The 23,147-nt window shown below is 64.9% G+C and carries 16 protein-coding genes and 1 pseudogene; 12 read left to right on the forward strand and 5 right to left on the reverse strand.

The window, feature by feature from the left end:
• Nucleotides 1–95: 95 nt before the first annotated feature.
• From gshA to tssD, 7 genes and pseudogenes are all read left to right on the forward strand, one after another.
• Nucleotides 96–1,676, forward strand: a complete 1,581-nt coding sequence (gene gshA / locus KDW96_RS10485) for a glutamate--cysteine ligase (protein WP_255840349.1) — start codon at nucleotides 96–98, stop codon at nucleotides 1,674–1,676.
• A 111-nt stretch (nucleotides 1,677–1,787) separates the two neighbouring features.
• Complete coding sequence (rmf, locus tag KDW96_RS10490) at nucleotides 1,788–1,991, forward strand: ribosome modulation factor (protein ID WP_255840350.1); 204 nt, start codon at nucleotides 1,788–1,790, stop codon at nucleotides 1,989–1,991.
• 359 nt (nucleotides 1,992–2,350) lie between these two features.
• Nucleotides 2,351–2,869, forward strand: a complete 519-nt coding sequence (locus tag KDW96_RS10495; RefSeq protein WP_108490538.1) for an Hcp family type VI secretion system effector — start codon at nucleotides 2,351–2,353, stop codon at nucleotides 2,867–2,869.
• Between the two features lie 171 nt (nucleotides 2,870–3,040).
• A complete protein-coding gene (locus KDW96_RS10500; RefSeq protein WP_255840351.1) occupies nucleotides 3,041–5,131 on the forward strand; it encodes a type VI secretion system Vgr family protein in 2,091 nt (696 codons plus the stop codon).
• On the forward strand, nucleotides 5,128–8,364 hold the full coding sequence (locus KDW96_RS10505; protein WP_255840352.1) for a hypothetical protein: 3,237 nt from the start codon (nucleotides 5,128–5,130) through the stop codon (nucleotides 8,362–8,364). Before KDW96_RS10500 ends, KDW96_RS10505 begins: the two co-directional genes overlap by 4 nt.
• An 8-nt stretch (nucleotides 8,365–8,372) precedes the next feature.
• Nucleotides 8,373–9,569 carry a hypothetical protein gene (locus KDW96_RS10510; protein WP_255840353.1) on the forward strand — a complete coding sequence of 399 codons (1,197 nt, stop codon included), beginning with the start codon at nucleotides 8,373–8,375 and terminating at the stop codon, nucleotides 9,567–9,569.
• 11 nt (nucleotides 9,570–9,580) lie between these two features.
• Nucleotides 9,581–9,776: pseudogene (tssD, locus tag KDW96_RS10515) on the forward strand (type VI secretion system tube protein TssD); the annotation flags it as partial.
• 135 nt (nucleotides 9,777–9,911) lie between these two features.
• On the opposite strand, the gene argA reads toward tssD, so the two are convergent.
• The 4 genes from argA to KDW96_RS10535 form a co-directional block, all read right to left on the reverse strand.
• Nucleotides 9,912–11,210 (reverse strand): amino-acid N-acetyltransferase, encoded by a 1,299-nt coding sequence (argA, locus tag KDW96_RS10520; protein ID WP_255840354.1) that lies wholly within the window; start codon nucleotides 11,208–11,210, stop codon nucleotides 9,912–9,914.
• Between the two features lie 144 nt (nucleotides 11,211–11,354).
• Nucleotides 11,355–12,506, reverse strand: a complete 1,152-nt coding sequence (gene argE / locus KDW96_RS10525; RefSeq protein ID WP_255840355.1) for an acetylornithine deacetylase — start codon at nucleotides 12,504–12,506, stop codon at nucleotides 11,355–11,357.
• Nucleotides 12,507–12,575: 69 nt separating this feature from the next.
• Nucleotides 12,576–13,844: an inorganic phosphate transporter gene (locus KDW96_RS10530; RefSeq protein WP_255840356.1), complete on the reverse strand. Its 1,269-nt coding sequence runs from the start codon at nucleotides 13,842–13,844 to the stop codon at nucleotides 12,576–12,578.
• Between the two features lie 38 nt (nucleotides 13,845–13,882).
• Nucleotides 13,883–14,560 (reverse strand): TIGR00153 family protein, encoded by a 678-nt coding sequence (locus KDW96_RS10535; RefSeq protein ID WP_255840357.1) that lies wholly within the window; start codon nucleotides 14,558–14,560, stop codon nucleotides 13,883–13,885.
• A gap of 114 nt (nucleotides 14,561–14,674) precedes the next feature.
• On the opposite strand from KDW96_RS10535, the gene KDW96_RS10540 reads away from it, so the two are divergent.
• From KDW96_RS10540 to KDW96_RS10550, 3 genes are all read left to right on the forward strand, one after another.
• The gene (locus KDW96_RS10540) at nucleotides 14,675–16,039 is read left to right on the forward strand and encodes a CYTH domain-containing protein (protein ID WP_255840358.1); all 1,365 of its coding nucleotides are present in this window, start codon (nucleotides 14,675–14,677) and stop codon (nucleotides 16,037–16,039) included.
• A gap of 124 nt (nucleotides 16,040–16,163) precedes the next feature.
• Nucleotides 16,164–17,948, forward strand: a complete 1,785-nt coding sequence (gene tfpB, locus KDW96_RS10545) for a type IV pilus assembly ATPase TfpB (protein WP_255840359.1) — start codon at nucleotides 16,164–16,166, stop codon at nucleotides 17,946–17,948.
• A 55-nt stretch (nucleotides 17,949–18,003) separates the two neighbouring features.
• Nucleotides 18,004–19,710 carry a sensor domain-containing diguanylate cyclase gene (locus KDW96_RS10550; RefSeq protein WP_255840360.1) on the forward strand — a complete coding sequence of 569 codons (1,707 nt, stop codon included), beginning with the start codon at nucleotides 18,004–18,006 and terminating at the stop codon, nucleotides 19,708–19,710.
• Nucleotides 19,711–19,719: 9 nt separating this feature from the next.
• Here KDW96_RS10550 and KDW96_RS10555 read toward each other — a convergent pair whose 3' ends face one another.
• Nucleotides 19,720–20,409 carry a murein L,D-transpeptidase catalytic domain family protein gene (locus KDW96_RS10555; protein WP_255840361.1) on the reverse strand — a complete coding sequence of 230 codons (690 nt, stop codon included), beginning with the start codon at nucleotides 20,407–20,409 and terminating at the stop codon, nucleotides 19,720–19,722.
• A 138-nt stretch (nucleotides 20,410–20,547) separates the two neighbouring features.
• Here KDW96_RS10555 and KDW96_RS10560 point away from each other — a divergent pair, with 138 nt between their 5' ends.
• A complete protein-coding gene (locus KDW96_RS10560) occupies nucleotides 20,548–22,137 on the forward strand; it encodes a L,D-transpeptidase family protein (RefSeq protein WP_255840362.1) in 1,590 nt (529 codons plus the stop codon).
• Nucleotides 22,138–22,225: 88 nt separating this feature from the next.
• On the forward strand, nucleotides 22,226–23,146 hold the full coding sequence (locus tag KDW96_RS10565) for an SPFH domain-containing protein (RefSeq protein WP_255840363.1): 921 nt from the start codon (nucleotides 22,226–22,228) through the stop codon (nucleotides 23,144–23,146).
• The last annotated feature ends 1 nt before the right edge of the window (nucleotide 23,147 follow it).

Consider the following 23,147-nt stretch of genomic DNA (forward strand, 5'->3'; position numbering starts at 1 on the left):
AGACTGCGGGGGCAGAGCGCCGTTACCGATTCCCCCTTGTAGAGCAAGCGTTCCACCCCCATATTGGGCCGATCGACGCGTGAAGGAATGCAATCTTGAGCGACCTGTTCTCCCGCCGCCTGGCCCTGCTCGGCGAGCGCGCCAACCTCTCCCTGCTTTCCCAGTGCTTGCACGGCATCGAGCGCGAATGCCTGCGCGTCGACAGTGACGGCCAGCTGGCGTTGACCCCGCATCCGGAGAAGCTTGGCTCGGCACTGACCCACCCGCAGATCACCACCGACTATTCCGAGGCGCTGCTGGAGTTCATTACCCCGGCCGAGCCCGACCCGGCGACCACCCTGGCCGATCTCGAGCAGATCCATCGCTATGCCTACAGCAAGCTCGACGGCGAATACCTGTGGAGCCCGTCGATGCCCTGCGCCCTGCCGGACGAGGAGACGATCCCGATCGCCCGCTACGGCGACTCGAATATCGGCCGGCTCAAGTACGTGTACCGCAAGGGCCTGGCGCTGCGCTACGGCAAGACCATGCAGTGCATCGCCGGCATCCACTACAACTTCTCCCTGCCCGAAGGCCTGTGGACCCTGCTGCAGCAGGCCGAAGGCGACCATCACAGCGCCCGCGACTACCAGTCGGCGCGCTACATCGGCCTGATCCGCAATTTCCGCCGCTACAGCTGGCTGCTGATGTACCTGTTCGGCGCCTCGCCGGCCCTGGACAAGGGCTTCATGCGCGGCCGCCCGCACCAGTTGCAGCAGCTCGACGCCGACACCCTTTACCTGCCCTACGCCACCAGCCTGCGCATGAGCGACCTGGGCTACCAGAGCAACGCCCAGGCCGGCCTGACCCCCTGCTTCAACGACCTCGCCAGCTACATCGACAGCCTGCGCCAGGCGGTCGCCACCCCCTACCCGGCCTACGTCGAAGCCGGTACCCACCGGGACGGCGAGTGGCAGCAGCTCAACACCAACATCCTGCAGATCGAGAACGAGTACTACTCGAGCATCCGCCCCAAGCGGGTCACCGCCAGCGGCGAACGGCCGATTCAGGCGCTGATGGCCCGTGGCGTGCAATACATCGAGGTGCGCTGCCTGGACATCAACCCCTTGCTGCCGCTGGGCATCGATCTGAACGAAGCGCGCTTCCTCGACGCCTTCCTGCTGTTCTGCGCCCTGCAGGACAGCCCGTTGCTGGAAAGTGGCGAGTGCCACGCCTGCACCGACAATTTCCTTGCTGTGGTCAAGGAAGGTCGCCGGCCTGGCCTGCTGCTACAGCGTCAGGGCCAGCCGGTGCCCCTGCAGGCCTGGGCCGAGGAGCTGCTCGCGCAGATCCAGCCGCTGGCCCAGCTGCTCGACCGCAGCAACGGCGGCGACGCCCATGGCCAGGCCCTGCAAGCCCAGCGTGCCAAGGTCGCCGACGTCAGCCTGACGCCCTCGGCCCAGGTGCTGACCGAACTGCAACAGGGGGAAAGCTTCACCCAGTTCGCCCTGCGCCAGAGCAAACGGCACGCCGAGTACTTCCGCAGCCAGCCGCTGAGCGTCGAGCAGCAGAGCGCACTGGAAGCGGCCTCCGCCCAGTCGCTGCGCGACCAGGCCGAACTCGAAGCCCAGGAAGAAGGCGACTTCGACACCTTCGTCGCGGCCTACCAGGCCAGCATCCTGGCCCTGGCGGTTTAGTCGAGCCGGTCACAAAAAACGCCAGCGGCGTTAAAAGCGGGACCGGCGGCCAGGTAATCACCGGCCGGCGCGGCTAGCATGGGCACAGTGAACGTAACGCGAGCTGTGCCCATGGCGTCCGACGCCCAACCCGACGATGACCGCCAGTGGAGCCTGGAGAGCCTGAACAAGGCCTACCAGCAGGGCTACATGGCCGGCCTGACCGGCCAACCCAACAGCAACCTGCCTTACACCGCGGAAGTTCCCGGCGCAGCCTGGGAAGCCGGCTGGGACGACGGCCACGGCCAACTGCTGCGCCAGCAGAAAAGTGCCTGACGCGACACCTCCGGCAATTGGCGGGCCCCATTCCAGCCGCAGTGCAATTCACTGCGAGCACGCACTGCGGCCCTGCCAACTGCGCAGCTTGTTGCGCGCCCGACCGCACCCAAGCCTGTGGATAGAAGCGCCGAACGCCCAGCCCGCCACGCTCCGGCAGCGATTGCGCAAACTCTTGCACAGCCCTGCGCCAGTCTCTGCGCAACATTTCGTGACCGGCCTCGCAGCGCCCCTCAACCCGAACCACGAATTATTTTTAAAGCATTGTTTTTTAAGATTTTTATTTTCATGGCACGGTCTTCGCTCTAACCCCGGTTCCCGGATCAACAGGATCCATGAACCAGGCAAGGAGAGCACTCATGCCAACACCCGCGTATCTGTCCCTCGAAGGCACCAAACAAGGTCTGATCACCGCTGGCACCTTCACCGAGGACTCGGTCGGCAACATTTTCCAGGAAGGTCACGAAGATCAGATTCTGGTTCAAGCCTTCAACCACCAGGTCATCATCCCGCGCGACCCGCAGTCCGGCCAGCCGACCGGCCAGCGCGTGCACAAGCCGCTGATGATCACCAAGGTGTTCGACAAGTCCTCGCCGCTGATCTTCAACTCCCTGACCTCCGGCGAGCGCCTGAGCAAGTGCCGCCTGGAGTGGTACCGCACCTCCTCCACCGGTACCCAGGAGCACTACTTCACCATCGAACTGGAAGACGCGGTGATCGTCGACGTGCAGTCGCGCATGCCGAACTGCCAGGACCCGAACATGTCCCACTTCACTCACCTGGAAGACGTCTACTTCACCTACCGCAAGATCGTCTGGACCCACGAAGTCTCCGGCACCTCCGGCTCCGACGATTGGCGCACCCCGATCTCCGCCTAAGGTGATCGTGCGCTAATGCTGACCTCGGCCAGGCATCGTCCTGGCCGAGGTGTTTCAGCGCCAAGGAAATCCCGGAAAAGTCGAGTACGCACGTTCACCCGGCAGCGCCTGGGTTAAAACGGCGCCGCGCGTACTGGCGCTACTCAAGGAACGATGGAAGAGGAACAACGGATGTTCGCCCCAGCCAACCAGACCCATTTCAGCCTGGACATCGAAGGCGTCAGCCACGACCTCCAGATCCTCGAATTCAGCGGCCGCGAGGCGATCAGCCAGCCCTTCGCCTTCGAGCTGGAGCTGGTCAGCGAACGCCCCGACCTCGACCTGGAAGCCCTGCTGCATCGGCCGGCCTTCCTCGCCCTGTCGCCAGCCGGCAACGGCATCCACGGGCACATCTACCGCGTCGCCCAGGGCGAGTCCGGGAAACGCCTGACCCGCTACCACCTGAGCCTGCGCCCGCAGCTGGCCTACCTGGCGCACCGCATCAACCAACGCATCTTCCAGCACCTCACGGTGGAGAAGATCATCGGCCAAGTGCTCGAAGAGCACGGCATCCAGGCCAACGCCTACCGCTTCCAGCTCGGCTCGGTGTACCCCGAGCGCGAGTACTGCGTGCAGTATGACGAATCCGATCTGCACTTCGTCCAGCGCCTGTGCGAGGAAGAGGGTGTCCACTACCACTTCCAGCACAGCGCTCAGGGCCATGTATTGGTGTTCGGTGACGACCAGACGCCCTTCCCCAAGCTGGCCCCCACCGCCTACCAGCAGGACAGCGGTCTGGTTGCCGACACGCCTGCGATCAAGCGTTTCGGCGTGCGCGTGGAAACCCGCACCAGCCGGGTGACCCGCCGCGACTACGACTTCGAGAAGCCCACGTTACTGCTGGAGGCCGACGCCAAGAGCCCCTTCATTCCGGACCTGGAGGACTACGACTACCCCGGCCGCTTCGTCGCACGCGAGCGCGGCAAACACCTCAGCCAGCGCGCCCTGGAACGCCACCGCCACGACTTCGAACTGGCCGAGGGCGAGAGCGACCAGACCCTGCTGGTCAGCGGCCACTTCCTGGCCTTCACCGACCACCCACGGCCCAGCTGGAACGACCTCTGGCTGCTCAGCGAAGTGCAGCACCAGGGCAAGCAGCCCCAGGTACTGGAAGAGGCCGTGACCAGCCACACCGATACAGCCGATGGCTTCCAGCAGGGCTACCGCAACCGCTTCAGCGCCACGCCCTGGACGGTGCCCTACCGGCCGAGCGTGCGCCACCCCAAGCCGCGCATCCTCGGCAGCCAGAGCGCCGTGGTCACCGGCCCCGCCGGCGAAGAGATCCACTGCGACCAATACGGCCGGGTCAAGGTGCAGTTCCATTGGGACAGACAGGGCCAGGCCGACGACAAGACCAGCTGCTGGCTGCGCGTGTCCAGCAGCTGGGCCGGCGACCGCTACGGCGGCATCGCCATCCCGCGTATCAGCATGGAGGTGCTGGTGACCTTCCTCGAAGGCGACCCCGACCAGCCGCTGGTCACCGGCTGCCTGTACCACAAGGAACACCAGGTCCCCTACGACCTGCCGGCGAACAAGACCCGCAGCCTGTTCAAGACCCTCAGCTCCCCCGGCGGTGGCGGCTACAACGAGCTGCGCATCGAGGACCGCAAGGGCGCCGAGCAGATCTACATCCACGCCCAGCGCGACTGGGACGAGAACATCGAACACGACCAGAAGATCCGCATTGGCTTTGAGCGCCACGACACCGTCGAGGCCAACAGCTACAGCGAGTTCAAGGCCGAGGAACACCGCACCACCCGAGCCGACCGCAAGAGCGAAATCAAGGCCAACGACCACCTCAGCGTCGGGCAAAACCAGCACATCAAGATCGGCACCGGCCAGTTCATCAGCGCCGGTCAGGAGATCCATTTATCCAGCGGCCAGAAAGTGGTGCTTGAGGCCGGCAGCGAACTGACCTTCAAGGCCGCCGGCAGCTTTATCAAGCTCGATGCCGGCGGCATCACCCTGGTCGGGCCGGTGATCAAGATCAACTCCGGCGGCAGGCCGGGCAGTGGTTCGGGGGCGGCGCCCATCTTGCCGATCATTCCCAAACCCGCCGATACCGCGCCGGTCGGCGAAAGGACCGGCAAGGCCAATATCAATCCGCTGTTGCCGCTGGCAAGCCTGGGCAAGCAAGGGCCGCAACAACTGATCGTCGACGTATGGGGCGACCCCGCCTTGGGTGGCCAAGTACAACTGCTCGACCCGGAAGGTGACGCATGAGCGAGCTAATGGATCAGCCCATCGATCAGGGCACCCGCAAACGCGCGGAATACGACAACGCCCGCCACGCGCGGTTGGCGCTGAATATCGAGCGCAGCGATGGTGGGATGCTGCAGATTCCCGTCGAGTCGGACATGCGCAGCCACGAAGAAGAGCCGGAGATCCAGCAGAATACCTTTCTCGCCCTCGTACCCATGGCGCGACTGCCCGGCTATGACCAGTACGATATAGCGCCGAAAGGCGCACTGCCTCGACCTGGGCGCATTTATGTTTTTCAGAACGGCAAGCTGTGGCGTGAGTTGGCCTGCGACGGCCAAGGCAACCTATCGGACGTGGATGTCGCCCATTGGCGCAAGCTGGCGACCCAGGGCAGACCGGCAGATGATCGAGCAGCAGTCGGTAGACCATTGGCGCTGACGCTGGTGCCCATGCTGCTGCAAGGCCGCTTTGTCGGCGACCAGTACAGCATGGCCTACAGCGAAATGGCCTGGACCTGGGAATACATCGCCTGGTTGGAAGCCAGCAGTGGCCGGGTCCAGAACCGCTGCCAAAATGTAGCGCCGGCGTGGTCGGCGGCGGTTGTCGGCGGCGAACAGTGGAGGCCAACACAGGCGATGCCGATTGTCGTGATCGACAAGCAAGTCGAGGGGCTTAGGCCACGCGACTTGCATATTGAGTGTGCGTTGCGCGACCCCGCGACTTTTACCCCGGCAATGACCGCGCTCGATCCCCAAGAACTATTCGTCGTACTGCATAAGCAACAGCAAGCGCTCGCACGGCATATGGGGGCTGCCGCCCCAGCTGCGCCGCCAGGGCTGCCTGCGGGCAAGGATGTTCTCGCAGAGAAAAGCTTGCGCGGTTATCCAAAACTGGTCGGCTTCATGTTGGACGACCCCTTGTTCGAGTTGCGCCATGCGGTGGAGCAGTCCCGCCTGGCAACCGAGGCCTTGCAAACCTATAACGCCCTGGTGCCGTTCCAACCGTTCGGTCGTTACGCCGAAGTGCTGCATCAATGGTCGATGCCAAGCAACGCGCCATTGGCTGACCTGCGCAAGCATATCGATATGGCCGCGCTTGAGAAAACCATGCTGCATACCGAACGCCAAGGTGCGCGCGAGTGCATTCATCGCCAGCTCGAGCGGACCTTGGCACTATCGCAGCGCAAATTGACCGCCGTATGGAGCGACTGGGTCTACAGCAACGATGAGCGCTTGCTGGAACCTTACAGCCTGCTGATCGATATGCTGGAAATGCTCAGTCGCCTGCCTCAAGGCAGTGATGCACGCAGTACCGACGCCGAGGATCGGGCACTCGCGCAAGCGGTGGAGCGCCTGATCAGGCAGCTGGCGGAGGCCAATCATCCGCTTACCCGCGCAGCCCTGGCCGACCAAAATGGAACACTGCCAGAACTGGCCAAGCGGCTGGCAAAGCTGGCGGCGACAAACCAGGCCATCAACCCGGAGAACCTGGGTATCAGCTCCTTGGCGATGTTCGCCGGGCTGGAGAGCCAGCAGTCGGCCAACTATCAGTACGCGGCACAGAACCTGGCTCTGGCGGTAGAGGAATGGCTGAACCACCTGAGTAAAGCCGTGCTGCTGACGCTCAGACAGTTGCGTACCAACGCTGCCACCGTCCAGTTGGATATGCAGCGACTCTACACGCCGACGGTGGGACTGCTGAGCAAGCTGCATAGCCAGGCCAAGACGATCAAGTTCATGCCCCAGGGCGAGGCCCTCGCACAGAATATGGTGGTGCTGGGCGTGCATGGCGGCGGGCTCAGCTTTGGCCTGACGCCCAGCGAACGCACCACCCTGACTCGGCAGAATTACCTGTATGGCAACTTGCAGGGGCGCGGCGGCAATGTACTGGGCACCACCAGTGGCAAGCTGGCGGAGGCCAACCGCTTCGCCAGCAAGGACCTGGGGCGTTTTATGGTCGTGGCCGCGCCGGCCAATGATCCACTGGTGCAAGAGTTGAACAGCTGGCGGCTCGGCGCCGCCAACCTGCGCCGCGCAGGACAAATCGCCAAGTCGCCGGTATTGCCGCTCTTTGCCACGTTAATGGCGGCTTATAACCTGCATGTAAATACGGTGGGGGCCAAGGCTCTATTGGAGAGTGATGAAGGAAGATGGGGAGCCGGTTTCGCTTCGGCTACTGCTGACCTTTTCCTTGCCTCAAACAACGTCGCGCTAAAAATCATCGAAGGCTCAGGCGTCCGCTCACCCTGGTATGCGCTATGGGAAAAGGGCCGTATCGACGTCTCGAAGATATCGGAGCGCTGGGCCAGCAACCTCAGTAACCGCACGGGCGGTAGTACTTGGCTAAACGCCTCAAGGGCCGGCTCATTCGTAGCAATGGGCGTTACTTCAGTACTATTTGCGTGGGACGCAAAGCGTGCCTTCGACCAAGGCGATAAGGACGTCTCCGTTGCCAATGCCATTGCCGCCTCCGGCGGGGCCACGTGGGCGCTCTATACGGTGGGAATATTGGCCAGCCCCTGGGTCCTGGGCGCGGGTATCCTGTTGTTGCTGGGCGGTGCGGTTGCCGCCGCGCTATTGGCCGATGGCGCAATCGAACAAGCAATTAAGCATGGGCCATTTGGCAAGGAGCAGCGCCTGGCGCATATGAACGACCCCAGAATCGCCTATCAGCAACTGCTCGGCGCTATCGGCCAACCTCGAGTACGCATCGAGCGCCTGGAACACTGGCAGAAAAGCGCCTCCGAAGAGGATCAGGCGAAACTGCAGGCCGCGGAAGCCCGGGGTAATAGCGACCTCGATTCGCTGGATTGGGTGGTCGAGTTGCAATCCGGGCTGTTGAGCCAATACCCCAGTAATCTGGGATTTACCCTGCTGACGTCCGAGCTCGAACTGGAGCGCGGTCATCACAGTGGTTGGCAGCGCCGGCCAGCCAAGGTTATTCCGCAGGAAAAGCTCGGAGCCGTGGTAATGGGCGGCGGTCGCGTACTCTACGTGCTCCCTTATCAGCATCAACCGGCCTTTAGCCCTTTGGCCGCCAGCCAATATGCCCTCAAGGTGCGCGCGCAGTTCCGCCTTGAACATCAAGCGTGCCGAGTCGGCGATCCTTTCCCGGCCTATGACGACTTGATTTTGCCGCAGCCGAGTCCGCGCCAATGGACGGCCTTCAATCCAGCGCTGCTGCCCGAGGAAGACGACGTGATGGATGACGTACCCTATTGGCTGATCGAACAGAGCGACTACCGCAAATTATGAATGCCCCCGTGATTGAGCAAAGCCCTTATACGGCTAGCGCCTACAACTCCACCGATATTCCGACCCAGCCGCCGCATAAATGGCGGCAGGACGCCAACCGCAGTAACCTGCGCCGCACTCAATTGCGCTGGGGCCACTATGCCAACTTGCAGCCCTGGCAGGTGGTCGATATGCAACTGCAGGCCAAGGAGCATACTTTCGTAGAGCGTACGGGGGAGGCCGAGCTGTATTGCGATCAGCAGCGCTGGCGGTTTGAGAACTTTAATAAACTGTTAATGTTAATACCGTTTTTAAAAATTACTGCTCTATTTGTGGTGCCGTGGTTTTTCTGGATGTTTGCCACCATAGACCTGCTGCCAAACACCCTATGGGATAATTTTATAGTGCCGCCACTTATAGTTCTGATGGTCGGCGTTAGTGGCTGGCTCTATTGGGAGAAAAGTTTAAAGGCTTATTTAATTCAAGTAGGCACTGGCTTGGCAACGGCCCTGCTTAGTGCGGCATTTACTTACAATACGTCCAGCTACGGTACCGATCTGTTTTGGTTTTGCGGGATCATGGCCTTTTCCATCTTTATGGGTGTGGTCGGCTTCGACTTTCTGCTGGATCTGTATTTGCGCTTATTCAAATACGATGGCAGTGAGTTCAACAGGCAAACCGGCATGGTGACCATCGCCCGGCGCTTTCGTAAGCCGTTCGTGGCACCTTTCTACGAGTTCGACGCCACCATGGAATTTCGCCCGGGGCCGCATGGCAGTGGCGGCATGGCGCTGTGGTTGCATCACCGTTATGCCGATTGCGAAATATTCCTCGGCGGCAAGATGCATCCACTCGGCCTCACCCCAGAAGAGGCACTGGCCTTCTGGGACTGCCTGCAACGCTATATGGATATCAGCCAGCCACTACCCGAGCTGCCGGTGCTCGAACAGTTCCGCCACCTTGACCCGGTCACCGCCGAGCATGACCGCCAGAGCAAGCACGACCCGCGCCGCTGGCGCGATATGCCCTACCGCGCCTGGCAAGACCGTGGGCAATCGGAAGCGATGAAGCGCAATCAGAATTACCCCTGGCAACAGCAACCCTGCATCCTCCAGGCAAAGATTGGTTCCAGCCTGAGCATCGAGGCGTACTACCGCAGCCAGGAAGCCAAAGGCATCCTGGCCACACCCAAGGGCGATGACTACGACAATATTCATCGCAGGTGAGAAAAGCTTCTCTGCACCCAAAAACACCCGTGTATCTGTCCCTCGAAGGCGCCAAACAAACTCTGATCACCGCTGGGCCCCTTCACCGAGGACTCGGTCGGCAACATTTTCCAGGAAGGTCATGATGATCAGATTCTGGTTCAAGCCTTCAACCATCAGGTCATCATCCCGCGCGACCCGCAGTCCGGTCAGCCGACCGGCCTGCGCTTTACTCCTCAACGACGGTGATCGTAGCGCGCGGATGCGGCCGATTTATCCCACTACACGCCGCCAACTGGCCTGGGGACGGACACGAACCAATCCTGGGCGCAGCGCGGCCTGCGCCCAGAGCGGGCCGCGGACCTACAACCCCTTCTCGAACACCTGCGAATTGCGCTGGAAGTTGTACAGCGAGGCCCGCGCCGCCGGCAGGCGGTCGACGCTGCTGGGCGCGAAGCCGCGTTCGCGGAACCAGTGGGCGGTGCGGGTGGTGAGGACGAACAGGGTCTTGATGCCCTGGGCGCGGGCGCGCTCTTCGATGCGTTCGAGCAGTTCGTCACCGCGACCGCCGTGGCGGTAGGCCGGATTGACCGCCAGGCAGGCCAGCTCGCCGAAGTCCGAGTCGGCGATCTGGTACAACGCGGCGCAGGCGATGATCATGCCGTCACGCTCGACGATGCTGAACTGCTCGATCTCCCGCTCCAGCACTTCGCGCGAGCGGCGCACCAGGATGCCCTGCTCTTCCAGCGGACTGATCAGCTCGATCAGCCCGCCGACGTCCTCGATGGTCGCTTCGCGCAGCGATTCGAACTGCTCCTGGTCGACCAGGGTGCCGCCGCCGTCGCGGGTGAACAGCTCGGTGAGCAGCGAACCGTCGTCGGCATAGCTGACGATATGGGCGCGCTTGACCCCGCCGCGGCAGGCCTGGGCGGCGGCGTCGAGCAGTTCGGCCTGGTAGCTGCTGCCGAGGCGTGCCAGGTAGGCGGGCACCTGCTGCGGACGCAGTTCGCGCACCAGCTTGCCCTGCTCGTCGAGCAGGCCGCGCTCGGGGCTGAACAGCAGCAGCTTGTCGGCGCCCAGGTCGATGGCGGCGCGGGTGGCCACGTCCTCGCAGGCGACGTTGAAGATCTCCCCGGTGGGCGAGTAGCCGAGCGACGACAGCAGCACGATGCTGCGCTCGTCGAGCAGGCGGCCGATGCCCTTGCGGTCGATGCGGCGTACCTCGCCGGTGTGGTGATAGTCGATGCCATCGACCACGCCGATTGGCCGGGCGGTGACGAAATTGCCGCTGGCCACCCGCAACCGGGCGCCATGCATGGGCGAGGCGGCCATGTCCATCGACAGGCGCGCCTCGATGGCGATGCGCAGCTGGCCGACCGCGTCGATCACGCACTCCAGGGTCGGCCCGTCGGTCACCCGCAGGTCGCGGTGAAAGTGCGGGGTCAGGCCGCGGGCGGCGAGGCGCGTCTCGATCTGCGGGCGCGAGCCATGCACCAGCACCAGGCGCACGCCGAGGCTGTGCAGCAGCACCAGGTCGTGGACGATATTGCCGAAATTCGGATGGGCGACGCCGTCGCCCGGCAGCATAACCACGAAGGTGCAGTCGCGGTGAGCGTTGATATAGGGCGAAGCGTGGCGCAGCCAGTTGACGTAGTCGTGCATTGCAGAGGAAACCTTAACCGAGTAGGAACGCTTAGAAAGGCGCGGCACGCGCCTGGTGAAGCAGCCAGCGGCACCCGCTCTATCGTCGCAGTTGGGGCAGCATCACGCGTTCTCTCCTTGCGCTGGCAAAGGCCACCGCCGGGCTCAAGCGGCCGGGCTCAGGCAGTAGTGTTGGATCAGTTCACGCAGCAGACGCACGCTCGGCTCGATGCGTGACATCTCCAGGTATTCGTTGGGCTGGTGGGCGCAGTCGATGTCTCCCGGCCCGAGCACCAGGGTCTGGCAGCCGAGCTGCTGAAGATAAGGCGCTTCGGTGGCGAACGCCACCGCCGCTGCCGGATGGCCGGTCAGCCGCTCGGCCAGGCGCACCAGCTCGGCATCGGCACCCTGCTCGAAGGGCGGCACACTGGGAAACAGCGGGGCGAAATCGATCTTCACCTGATGCTGCTCGGCCAGCGGCTGCAGCTTCTGGCGGATCGCCGCGCGCAGGGCCTCGGGTTGCATGCCGGGCAGCGGGCGCAGGTCGAACTCCAGGGAACATTGGCCGCAGATGCGGTTGGGGTTGTCGCCGCCGTGGATGCAGCCGAGATTGAGGGTCGGCTGCGGCACGCTGAACTGCGGGTTGCAGTACTGCTGCTGCCAGTCGCGGCGCAGCTGCATGAGCTCGCCCATCACCGCGTGCATCGCCTCCAGCGCACTGTGGCCCAGGCTCGGGTCGGAGGAGTGGCCGCTCTGCCCGAGGATGTCGATGCGCTCCATCATGATGCCCTTGTGCAGGCGAATCGGCCGCAGGCCGGTCGGCTCACCGATCACCGCCGCCCGGCCCAACGGCCTGCCGGCCTCGGCCAGGGCACGGGCGCCGGACATCGAACTCTCCTCGTCGCAGGTGGCGAGGATCAGCAATGGCTGCTGGAAGCGCTGACTCAGCAACGGCTGCACGGCCTCGATGACCAGGGCGAAGAAGCCCTTCATGTCGCAACTGCCGAGGCCGAGCCAGCGGCCGTCGACCTCGGTCAGCTTGAGCGGGTCGGTCTGCCACAGCTCGGCGTCGAACGGCACGGTGTCGCTGTGCCCGGCCAGCACCAGGCCGCCCGCACCGCTGCCATAGCTGGCCAGCAGGTTGAACTTGCCGGGCTCGATCTCCTGCACCTCGCAGGCGAAGCCGAGGTCGCCGAGCCAGCTGGACAGCAGCTCGATCACCGGGCGGTTGGACTGGTCCCACTGCGCCTGGGTGCAACTCACCGAAGGCGCGGCGATCAGCGCGGCGAATTGCTCTTTGAACGAAGGCAGGGTCATCTACGGTCTCCACGGGCGATGCATCCATCATAGGACCATCGCCCGCACAGATGAAACCGCCGATTCCCCTCAGACGCCGCCGAAGACGGCGCGCAGGATCAGGAAGAACAGGATCGACAGCGCCGCGCCGACCGGCAGGGTGATGATCCAGGACATGAAGATCTTGCCGATCACGCCCAGGTTCAGCGCGCCGATGCCGCGGGCGATGCCGACGCCCAGCACCGCACCGACCAGGGTGTGGGTGGTGGACACCGGCAAGCCGATGGCCGAGGCGCCGACCACGGTGGTGGCGGTGGCCAGCTCGGCGGCGAAGCCGCGGCTCGGGGTCAGCTCGGTGATTTCCTTGCCGATGGTGGCGATCACCTTGTAGCCGTAGGTGGCCAGGCCGATGACGATACCGACGGCGCCGAGCAGCAGCACCCAGCTCGGCAGCGCCGCCTTGGCGCCGACCGCTTCGCCACCGGACTGGATCACCCCGACGATCGCCGCCAGCGGGCCGACGGCGTTGGCCACGTCGTTGGAGCCGTGGGCGAAGGCCATGGCGCAGGCGGTGAAGATCATCAGCACGGCGAAGACTTTCTCCACGCTGGCGTAGTGGAAGGCCTTGTCCGCCTCCAGGTCGATCTTGATGCGGCTGAGCAGAGCGATGCCGAGCAGCATCACCGCCACGCCGATCGCCAGCGACAGGAAGAAGCCCTCGCTACCGGACAGGTTCAGACCAATGTGCTTGAGACCCTTGGTCACCGTCATGATCGACACCATGAAGCCGGTGAGGAACATGTACACCGGCACGTAGCGCTTGGCGTTGAGGAAGGGCTGGTCGGTATCGATGATCAGCTTCTGCACGCTGACGAACACACCGAAGGCCACCACCCCGGACAGCACCGGGGAAACCACCCAGCTGGCGACGATCGGCCCGACCTTGCTCCAGTGCACCGCATCCATGGACACGCCGAAGGCGGCGAAGCCGATCACCGCACCGACGATCGAGTGGGTGGTCGAGACCGGCCAGCCGCGGGTCGAGGCCACCAGCAGCCAGGTACCGGCCGCCAGCAGCGCCGACATCATGCCCAGCACCATCAGCTCGGGGCTGATTATCGAGGCGTCGACGATGCCGCTCTTGATGGTTTCGGTAACCTGGCCACCGGCCAGGTAGGCGCCGCAGAACTCGAAGACCATGGCGATGAGGATCGCCTGCTTGATGGTCAGGGCGCGGGAGCCCACCGAGGTGCCCATGGCGTTGGCGACGTCGTTGGCGCCCACGCCCCAGGCCATGAAGAAGCCGAACAGGCAGGCGAGCAACAGCAGTACGAGACCGTAGTCCGCAATCAGAGACATAAGTTAAGTTCCGTTGATCCCAGAAAGGACACTGGCGCTTAGCGCGCCAGCAGTTGTTCCAGTCGGTTGCCCACTCGTTGGGCGCGGTCGGCTACATCGCCGATCCAGTCGATGATCTGGTAGAGAAACATCACATCGACGGGAGGAAGTTCCTTCTCCAGTTTGAACAGCTGGCGGCGCACGTCGATCTGCAGGCTGTCGGTGTCCTGCTCGATGACACCGAGTTCCTCGATCAGGGTTTCCACCAGCACCGCCTCGCGGCCGGCGAATCCGGTCTCCAGCAGCTCGTCCAGCTCGTTCATGGCCTTCAGCGCCTGGGCGCTGGCGTCCACGGTGCGCTGCACGTAGCTGCGCATGATCGGCTGCAGGGCCTGAGGAATCATCATCTCGCGGCCCAGCATCAACCCGGCGATGTCCTTGGCGCGGTTGGCGACTTTGTCCTGTACACTCAGCAGCTCGAGCAGATCCGAGCGCGGCACCGGCAGAAACAGGCTCTTGGGCAGGTGCAGACGCACGCTTTTCTTGAGTTTGTCGGCTTCGTGTTCCAGACGCGCCATATCCTGTTGCACCTGCTCCACTTTGGCCCAGTCCTCGGCCATCACGGCCTCGAAGAAGGGCACAAGGTTCGCCGCACACTCGTGGGCCTTGGCAATGTGCTGCTGCATCGGCCCGATGGGCGAACGCCCGAACAGGCTGACAAAGGGATTGACTGGCATAGGGTGAACCCTGGTCTTTTCGAAAGGCGGCAAGTATACGGATCGCTCCCGGTGCCCGCCATCGCAGGTCATCGCACCGTCACAAATTTATAGTAGGCGCTTAAGTTCCCCACCATGGTCAAAGAAACCGAAATCAAATTGCGGGTCAGCCGCGAAACCCTGGCCGCCCTGCGCGAACATCCGCTGCTGAAGAAGCGCAACAAGAGCGGCTGGGAGCAGCGCGAGCTGTTCAATCAGTACTACGACACCCCGCAACGGGACCTGGCCCAGGCCAAGGTCGCGCTGCGCCTGCGCCGCGACGGCGAGCAGTTCATCCAGACCCTGAAGACCCGCGGTCAGAGCGTCGCCGGACTTTCCGAGCGCAACGAATGGGACTGGTACCTGAGCGAAGCCGCGCTGGACCTGCCGCAGCTCGATGACAGCTGCTGGCCGGCGAACCTGGCCGAACTGGACAAGCAGCAGCTCAAGCCGATCTTCAGCACCGACTTCGTGCGCCAGCGCGCCGAAATCGCCTGGGGCCGCGGCAAGGCCAAGGTGGTGATCGAGGTCGCCCTGGACCTCGGCCAGGTCATCGCCGGCGAGCAGCAGGAGGAAATCTGCGAGCTGGAACTGGAGCTGCGCCAGGGTGAGCCTGCGGCGCTGCTGGAACTGGCTGCCGAGCTGGCCGCCGATCTGCCCCTGATGCCCTGCGACATCAGCAAGGCCGAGCGCGGCTATCGCCTGTTCGACTCCAGCAGCTATGCCCTTAGCCTGGCTGCCCCGCCACTGGCCGCGGAAACCAGCCTGGACGACGGTTTCGCCGCCCTGGCCTGGCACCTGCTGGGCAGCACCCAGCGCCTGGCCGAACAGTACCGCTTCAATGGCCACTGGCGCCTGCTGGTCGACTGGCTGGACCAGCTGATCGACCTGCGCGCGCTGCTCGGCAGCCTCGGCCAGGCCGCGCCGCGGGTCAGCAGCCGCGAATTGCGTGAAAGCCTCGACGCCCTGCTGCTGGACTGGCGTCCGCGCGTGCAGGCCGGCCACGATGACGAGGTCGTGCGGCAGAACGCGCCGGCCCAGTTCGCCGCCGAACTCGGCCAGACCCGCTGGGGACAGTTCTCCCTGCACGCCTCGCACTGGCTGCTGACCCGCAGCTGGACCGCCGAACGCAACAACCGCGGCAACCGCCAGGGCGCCGCGCCCCTGGGCAACTGGCTGCCGACCCTGCTGGCCGAGGAAGGCGCCGCCCTGCAGCTCAAGCGCTACCAGCAGCAACCGGAAGACCTCGGCGAGCAGCTGCCGCGCATCGAGCGGCTGCAGGCCTGGCTGCGCCTGGCCAGGGCGCTCCTGGATGTCCCGGAAGTCGACCGCCTCTATGGTGAGCTGCTCAAGCTGGGCGACCTGGCCCGGCAGGCGCGCAGCGAGGAGACATTGGAAGCACGTCGCAGCCAGGCCCATACTGTGGCAACGTTGAAGGCCTGGAAGCTGCTGGTGAGGTGACCGAGCTTGCCCGCGGAGCGCACCACGCTCCGCGCGCTGAAGCTCGATGGAGTCGGCAGACAAGCGCCGCGCCGCACGGCACACTGACTGCTTCGCGCCGCACGCCACGACTGCAGGGAGTTCTATGTCCTCGTTAGCCTCGCCCACCCAGGATCGCCCACTGGAGCTCAACGACCTGCTGCGTGAACTGGTCAACCAGGGCCGGATCGACCAGGACAGCGCCGAACAGTGCCTGGCGATTCGCCGCAGCGCAGTGAAGAACCAGCAGCATCCCCTGGAGTTCCTCGCCGCGCAGCAGGTGGACGACCTCAAGCGCCCGGGCAAGAAGCACGACCTGGAAAGCCTCACGGTCTGGCTGGCGGAGTTCGCCGGCCAGCCCTACCTGCGTATCGACCCGCTGAAGATCGATGTCGCCGCCGTCACCCCGCTGATGTCCTACGCCTTCGCCCAACGCCACAAGATCCTCGCCGTGGCGGTGGACAGCGAGCAGGTCACCATCGCCAGCGCCCAACCCCTGGTGCACAGCTGGGAAGCCAACCTGACCCATGTGCTCAAGCGCCCGATCAAGCGGGTGGTGGCCAACCCGGCGGATATCCAGCGTTTTACCGTGGAGTTCTACCGCCTGGCCAAGTCGGTCAGCGGCGCCACCGCGGTGGACCAGAAGGTCAGCAGCGTCGGCAACTTCGAGCAGTTGCTCAGCCTCGGCGCCCAGGACCAGGAACCGGATGCCAACGACGCGCATATCGTCAACATCGTCGACTGGCTGTTCCAGTACGCCTTCCAGCAGCGTGCCAGTGACATTCACATCGAGCCGCGCCGCGAGCAGGGCAGCGTGCGCTTTCGCATCGACGGCGTGCTGCACACCGTCTACCAGTTCCCGCCCCAGGTGACCATGGCCGTGGTCAGCCGCCTGAAGAGCCTGGGGCGGATGAACGTCGCCGAGAAGCGCAAGCCCCAGGACGGCCGGGTCAAGACCAAGACCCCGGAAGGCGGCGAGGTCGAGCTGCGCCTGTCCACCCTGCCCACCGCCTTCGGCGAGAAGATGGTGATGCGTATCTTCGACCCCGAGGTGCTGCTCAAGGGCTTCGACCAGCTGGGCTTTTCCGCCGACGACCTGAAGCGCTGGCAGAGCATGACCAGCCAGCCCAACGGCATCATCCTGGTCACCGGGCCGACCGGCTCGGGCAAGACCACCACGCTGTACACCACGCTCAAGCAACTGGCCACAGACGAGGTCAACGTCTGCACCATCGAGGACCCGATCGAGATGATCGAGGGTGCCTTCAACCAGATGCAGGTGCAGCACAACATCGACCTGACCTTCGCCAGCGGCGTGCGCGCGCTGATGCGCCAGGACCCGGACATCATCATGGTCGGCGAGATCCGCGACCTGGAAACCGCCGAAATGGCGATTCAGGCAGCGCTCACCGGCCACCTGGTGCTCTCCACCCTGCACACCAACGATGCCCCCAGTGCCATCACCCGCCTGCTGGAGCTGGGCGTGCCGCACTACCTGCTCAAGGCTACCCTGCTCGGCGTCATGGCCCAGCGCCTGGTGCGCACCCTGTGCCCGCATTGCAAGGCGCCGCACGGCCTGGAGGAAAGCGACTGGCTGAGCCTGACCAAACCCTGGAAGACGCCCATGCCGAGCGGCGCGCACAGGGCCGTGGGCTGCCTGGAGTGCCGTGACACCGGCTACCGTGGCCGCGCCGGGGTCTACGAGATCATGCTGCTGGGCGACTCGATCAAGCCGCTGATCACCGCCGACACCGACCTCGTCGCCCTGCGCCGCCAGGCCTTCAAGGAAGGCATGCGCAGCCTGAGGCTGTCCGGTGCACAGAAGGTCGCCTCGGGCCAGACCACCATCGAGGAAGTGCTGCGCGTCACACCGCAGAGCGAACAACGCTGATGAACCGGCAGGCTTGCAGCTACCCGCCCTCATCCCTACGTCGTGCGAGTGGCGAATGACGGCGCGCCCGGCCTGGCTGCCCTGGCTCTGCTGGCTGGCCTGGCTGATTGCCCTTCCGGCCCCGGCGCTGGCCTGGTACGAGGTCGCCGAGCAGAGCCAGCCCCTCGGCCTGCACCTGAGCCTGCTCCCCACCCCTGAACCCATCAGCCTCGCGGCGGCCATCCGCGCCCGGCAAAACGGCGCCTTCCAGCCTTCGCAGCACGACGTACCACGCCTGGGCATCGGCGCCGCCGCCCATTGGCTGTATCTGCCGTTGTTCAACCCGTCCGATCGGCCACTGCGGCGAACCCTGCAGCTGGGCAAGGCCTGGGTCGACCAGCTGGATGTTCACCTGCTGAGCAACGGGCGCCTGCTGCAACAGCTGCAGGCCGGGGACGATCAGCTGCGCGGGCTGCAAGCCACCCCTGGCATGGGCTATCTGCTGGCGCTGGAGTTGCCACCGGGGCGCTCGGAGCTCTATGTCCATGCCCGCAGCACGGACCCCCTGGTCCTGCCCATGCGCCTGCTGAGCGACAGCGACGTCCAACAAGCTAGCGCGGCCGTCCAGTACAGCTACGGCGCGCTCTACGGCTTTCTGCTGGCCCTGATGGCCTACAACCTGATGCTCTGGGCCGGCCTCAAGGACCGCAACAACCTCAACTACTCGCTCTACCTCGGCGCCTTCATCCTGCTCAACCTGTCCTACACCGGCCACGCAGGGGCCTGGCTATGGCCGGACTCCCTGTTCCTCAAGCGCTATGCCAACCCGGCCATGATGAGCGCGGCCGCCTGGCTCGGCTTGCACTTCGCCCGACATTTCCTCGAACTGGATGCCCATGCGCCGCGCCTGGCACGAGCGGTCAGCCGCGGCGCGACGACGAGCGTGCTGCTGATGCTGCTGTGCATCGGCCTGGACTGGCACGCCCCGGCCCTCTGGCTGGCCTTCGTCAGCGTGCTGGTCTACACGCTGCTGATGGTCTTGCTGGGCTGCATCTGCCTGCGCCATGGGCAGGTGGCCGCCCGCTATTTTCTCGCGGCGACCCTGTGCGGCATGCTCGGCACCGCCCTCACCGATCTCAGCGTATGGGGCCTGGTGCCCTTTAGCACCCTGACCTACCGCGCCGTGGATATCGGCATCGCCCTGGAAGCCTCCCTGCTGGCCCTGGCCCTGGCCTACCAGATGCGCCAGCATCAACGGGCCCTGCGCCGGGCACAATCGCTGGCGTACAGCGACCCGCTGACCGGCCTGCTCAACCGCCGCGCCTTTATCGAACAGGGCAATGCACTGTGGAGCACGACACGGCGCCACGGGCAACCTCTGACCCTGATCATGTTCGACCTGGATCACTTCAAGCGCATCAATGACGAGCATGGCCACGACATGGGCGACGACTGCCTGACCGCCACCGCCCGCGTGCTCACCCAGCAGTGCCGCGCCGGCGACCTGCTGGCGCGCTGGGGTGGCGAGGAATTCTTGCTGCTACTGCCGGCCACCCGCGTGGACGAGGCCGTGGCGCTGGCCGAGCGGCTGCGCCACGCCATTGCCAGCCTGACCCTGGAGAGCCGCGTTGGCCAGCTGACCCTGAGCGCCAGCTTCGGCGTGGTCAGCCGTGAACAGCATACGCGCCTGGAAGAGCTGATCAGCAGCGCGGATGAGCGCCTGTACCGGGCCAAGCAGGACGGCCGCAACCGCGTTTGCGGCCCGCAGACGGACTACTGCTGAACGCCTGTATCAGCGCAGCGCCGCCAGTTGCTGGGGACGGCAGTTGAGGTAGGCCGAACTCTGCAGCCAGCGCTGATCCGGATACCAGGCGAACATGAACTGGCCACCCTTGAGCTGGTCCACCACCAGGCGCGCCACCTGGGGCCGCACGGCCGGGCAGCCGAGGCTGCGGCCGATGCGTCCCTGGGTGCTGGCCAGCCGGGGATCGACGTAGCTGGCACCGTGGATGACGATGGCGCGCTCGCGGGCGCGATCGTTGACCCCCGCCTCCAGGCCATCCATGCGCAATGAATAGCCATGTTTGCCGCGGTAGCTTTCGGCGGTGCGGAACAGGCCCAGGCTCGACTGGTAACTGTCGAGCACATTGGAGAAGCGCCTGGCGTGATTCTCCCCGGACAGACGTCCGTGGGCGACCAGATCGTGCAGCACCAGTTTCTTGCGCTCGAGATCGAAGATCCACAGGCGCTTGGCCGTGGACGGCAGCGAATAGTCGATCACCGCCAGGCGACGCGCCGGATCGGCGCCATGGTTGACCGCGCACTGCATGGCCGCCACGGCATGCCGCAGGACCTGGCGATCAAGCCCCGTGGCGACCCGGGCCAGGCTGTCCTCCAGGTCAGGCGTCGCGGCCTGCAGTGGCGAAGAAAGCAGGCCGAACAATAGCCCCTGCAGGCACAGGCGTCGAAGCAGTTGAATCACAGTTCCCCCATCACAGCCTTGCGTCTGGTCCCTCCCCCTCCGGGTGCTGGGCTCCGATCAACCACGGCCATGGTTTGCGTAATTGGTGAAAGCCTGTTCGACTAGGCTTGCTAGCGAACCATGGGCTGGAGTCGACAAGTGTACAAAAAAACCGCACATGGCCTAATCACCGGCTGTCTGCTGCTCGCTGCAGCCGGCGCCCACGGCGCCGGCGCGGAACTGACCGACACCCTCCGCCAGACCCTCGAACAACGCCCGGATGCCTGCGCCCCAGGCCTGGCCGCCAGCGAGTTGGCGCCACTCGCCCCGCTCCACGCCCTCTACGCTGGTCAGGCCTTCACCCCACTCTGGCAGGATTCCGCCCGACGAGCGGCACTGCTGAACGAGCTGGGGCACCTGCTCGACGACGGTCTCGACCCCAGCGACTACCCGCTCGACTGGCCCGTCCAGGGTGCCAGCGCACCGGTTCAGCGGCGGGTCTGCGCCGACCTGCTGATCAGCCGCAGCTACCTGCAGGCGCTCCAGCACCTGGCCCAGGGACGCCTGCCGCAGGAGTCGTTCGAGCCGTTCTGGCGCGCGCCGCAGAGCGCGTCGCCAACTTCCCGCCCGAGCCTGCTCAACCTGGCCTGGCGTGGCCTGGATGCCCCCGCGGCGGCCTTCGCCGCAGCGCGGCCCAGCCTGCCGCAATACCAGGCGCTACGCCGTGCCTACGCCGAACGCCGGCGCCAGCCCCTGAAACGATGGGCGCCCATTCCACCCGGGCGCCTGCTGCGCCCGGGCGTGCGTGACGACCGGGTGGTGTTGCTGGCCGCGCGCCTGGCCGTCAGTGGCGATCTGAGCGAGCGCCCGCAGGGCGACGCCCGCTTGTACGAACCCTCTCTGCTGGCTGCGGTGCAGCGCTTTCAAAAGCGCCACGGCCTGCAGGCCGACGGACTGGTCGGCCCGGATACCCTGGAAGCCCTGAACACCCCCGCCCGCGCCCGCCTCGGCCAGCTGCGGGTGAACCTGGAACGCTGGCGCTGGCTGGCCGGCGACATCGAGGGGGAAACCCTGCTGGTGGACATCGCCGGCGGCCTGCTGAGCTACTACCGCGACCAGCAGCTGCGCTGGCAGGGCCGCACCGTGGTTGGTCGAGCCGACCGGCAAACGCCACAGCTCAAGTCGCTGGTCAGCCGTCTGACACTCAACCCCACCTGGACCGTGCCGCCAACCATCCTGCGCGAAGACAAGCTGCCGGAAATCCTCCGCGATCCGACCTATCTGGAGCGCGAGCAGTTGCGCGTGCTCGACTATGACGGCCAGCCGCTCGACCCCGCCGGCATCGACTGGGAAAACCCGGGAAGAATCATCCTGCGCCAGGACGCCGGGCCGGATAACCCCCTGGGCCAGCTGGCCATCCGTTTCCCCAATCCCTTCTCGGTGTACCTGCACGACACCCCCAGCCAGCACCTGTTCGCCAAGTCGCCGCGGGCCTTCAGCTCCGGCTGCGTGCGCATCGAAGGCATCCTGGAGCTGCTACAGTCACTGCTGCCGGCCGAGGATTGCGCAGAGATCGATCGCCGCCTGGCCAGCAAGCGCACCCAGAACTACCCCATCAGGCGACGCCTGCCGATCGTCATGGCCTACTGGACCGCGCATGTGAACCCGGACGGCGCGCTGATTCTGCGCAACGACATCTATGCCCGCGATGCCCGGCTGCTCGCCGCGCTGGAAAAGCCTGGGCACTGAATCACAGCTCGGCCTGGCGCTCCGGCAAAGCAGCGGCTATAGGCATACAATCGCCCCCGATTCGTACAGCACAAGGAACAAGCGCTTAATGGAAATCGGCAGTGTCATCTTTCTCTTCGTCGGCCTCGCCGTGGCCGTGGTCTTCATGGGCTTCAAGGTGGTACCCCAGGGCTCCCAGTGGACGGTGGAGCGCTTCGGTCGCTACACCAACACGCTCAAACCCGGCCTGAACATCATCGTCCCGGTGATGGACCGCATCGGCCGCAAGCTCAGCGTGATGGAGACCGTGCTGGATATCGAGCCGCAGGAGGTGATCACCTCCGACAACGCCACCGTGCAGATCGACGCGGTGTGCTTCTTCCAGGTGATCAACGCGGCCCAGGCCGCCTACGAGGTGAACGACCTCGAACATGCGATCCGCAACCTGGTGATGACCAATATCCGCACCGTGCTCGGCTCCCTGGAGCTGGACGCCATGCTCAGCCAGCGCGACGCGATCAACGAGCGCCTGCTCAAGACCGTGGACGAGGCCACCGCGCCCTGGGGCATCAAGATCACCCGCATCGAAATCAAGGACATCACCCCGCCGGCCGACCTGATGGCGGCCATGTCCGGGCAGATGAAGGCCGAGCGCATCAAGCGCGCGCAGATCCTCGAGGCCGAGGGCCTGCGCCAGGCCGCCATCCTCACTGCCGAAGGCAAGAAACAGGCGCAGATCCTCGAGGCCGAAGGTGAGCGCCAGGCCGCCTTTCTGGAAGCCGAGGCTCGCGAACGGGCGGCCGGCGCCGAAGCCGAGGCGACCCGCGTGGTATCCGACGCCATCGCCAGCGGCAACGTGCAGGCGATAAATTACTTCGTTGCACAGAAGTACGTCGATGCCCTTGGCCAGCTGGCCAGCGCCAACAACAGCAAGGTGATCCTGATGCCCCTGGAGGCCAGCCAGGTGATAGGCGCCGTGGGCGGCATCGGCGAGATCGTCCGGGCCACCTTCGCCGAGCAGAAGGGCTAAG

The organism is Pseudomonas benzenivorans (assembly GCF_024397895.1).
GTDB classification, from domain to species: domain Bacteria; phylum Pseudomonadota; class Gammaproteobacteria; order Pseudomonadales; family Pseudomonadaceae; genus Aquipseudomonas; species Aquipseudomonas benzenivorans_A.

Bases quoted from the DNA above. Each gene is read 5' to 3' on its own strand.
- rmf (WP_255840350.1), top strand. From the start codon at position 1,788: ATGGCGTCCGACGCCCAACCCGACGATGACCGCCAGTGGAGCCTGGAG.
- KDW96_RS10500 (WP_255840351.1), top strand. From the start codon at position 3,041: ATGTTCGCCCCAGCCAACCAGACCCATTTCAGCCTGGACATCGAAGGC.
- KDW96_RS10495 (WP_108490538.1), top strand. From the start codon at position 2,351: ATGCCAACACCCGCGTATCTGTCCCTCGAAGGCACCAAACAAGGTCTG.
- KDW96_RS10505 (WP_255840352.1), top strand. From the start codon at position 5,128: ATGAGCGAGCTAATGGATCAGCCCATCGATCAGGGCACCCGCAAACGC.
- tfpB (WP_255840359.1), top strand. From the start codon at position 16,164: ATGTCCTCGTTAGCCTCGCCCACCCAGGATCGCCCACTGGAGCTCAAC.
- KDW96_RS10550 (WP_255840360.1), top strand. From the start codon at position 18,004: ATGACGGCGCGCCCGGCCTGGCTGCCCTGGCTCTGCTGGCTGGCCTGG.
- KDW96_RS10535 (WP_255840357.1), bottom strand. From the start codon at position 14,560: ATGCCAGTCAATCCCTTTGTCAGCCTGTTCGGGCGTTCGCCCATCGGG.
- KDW96_RS10540 (WP_255840358.1), top strand. From the start codon at position 14,675: ATGGTCAAAGAAACCGAAATCAAATTGCGGGTCAGCCGCGAAACCCTG.
- argE (WP_255840355.1), bottom strand. From the start codon at position 12,506: ATGACCCTGCCTTCGTTCAAAGAGCAATTCGCCGCGCTGATCGCCGCG.
- KDW96_RS10565 (WP_255840363.1), top strand. From the start codon at position 22,226: ATGGAAATCGGCAGTGTCATCTTTCTCTTCGTCGGCCTCGCCGTGGCC.
- argA (WP_255840354.1), bottom strand. From the start codon at position 11,210: ATGCACGACTACGTCAACTGGCTGCGCCACGCTTCGCCCTATATCAAC.
- KDW96_RS10530 (WP_255840356.1), bottom strand. From the start codon at position 13,844: ATGTCTCTGATTGCGGACTACGGTCTCGTACTGCTGTTGCTCGCCTGC.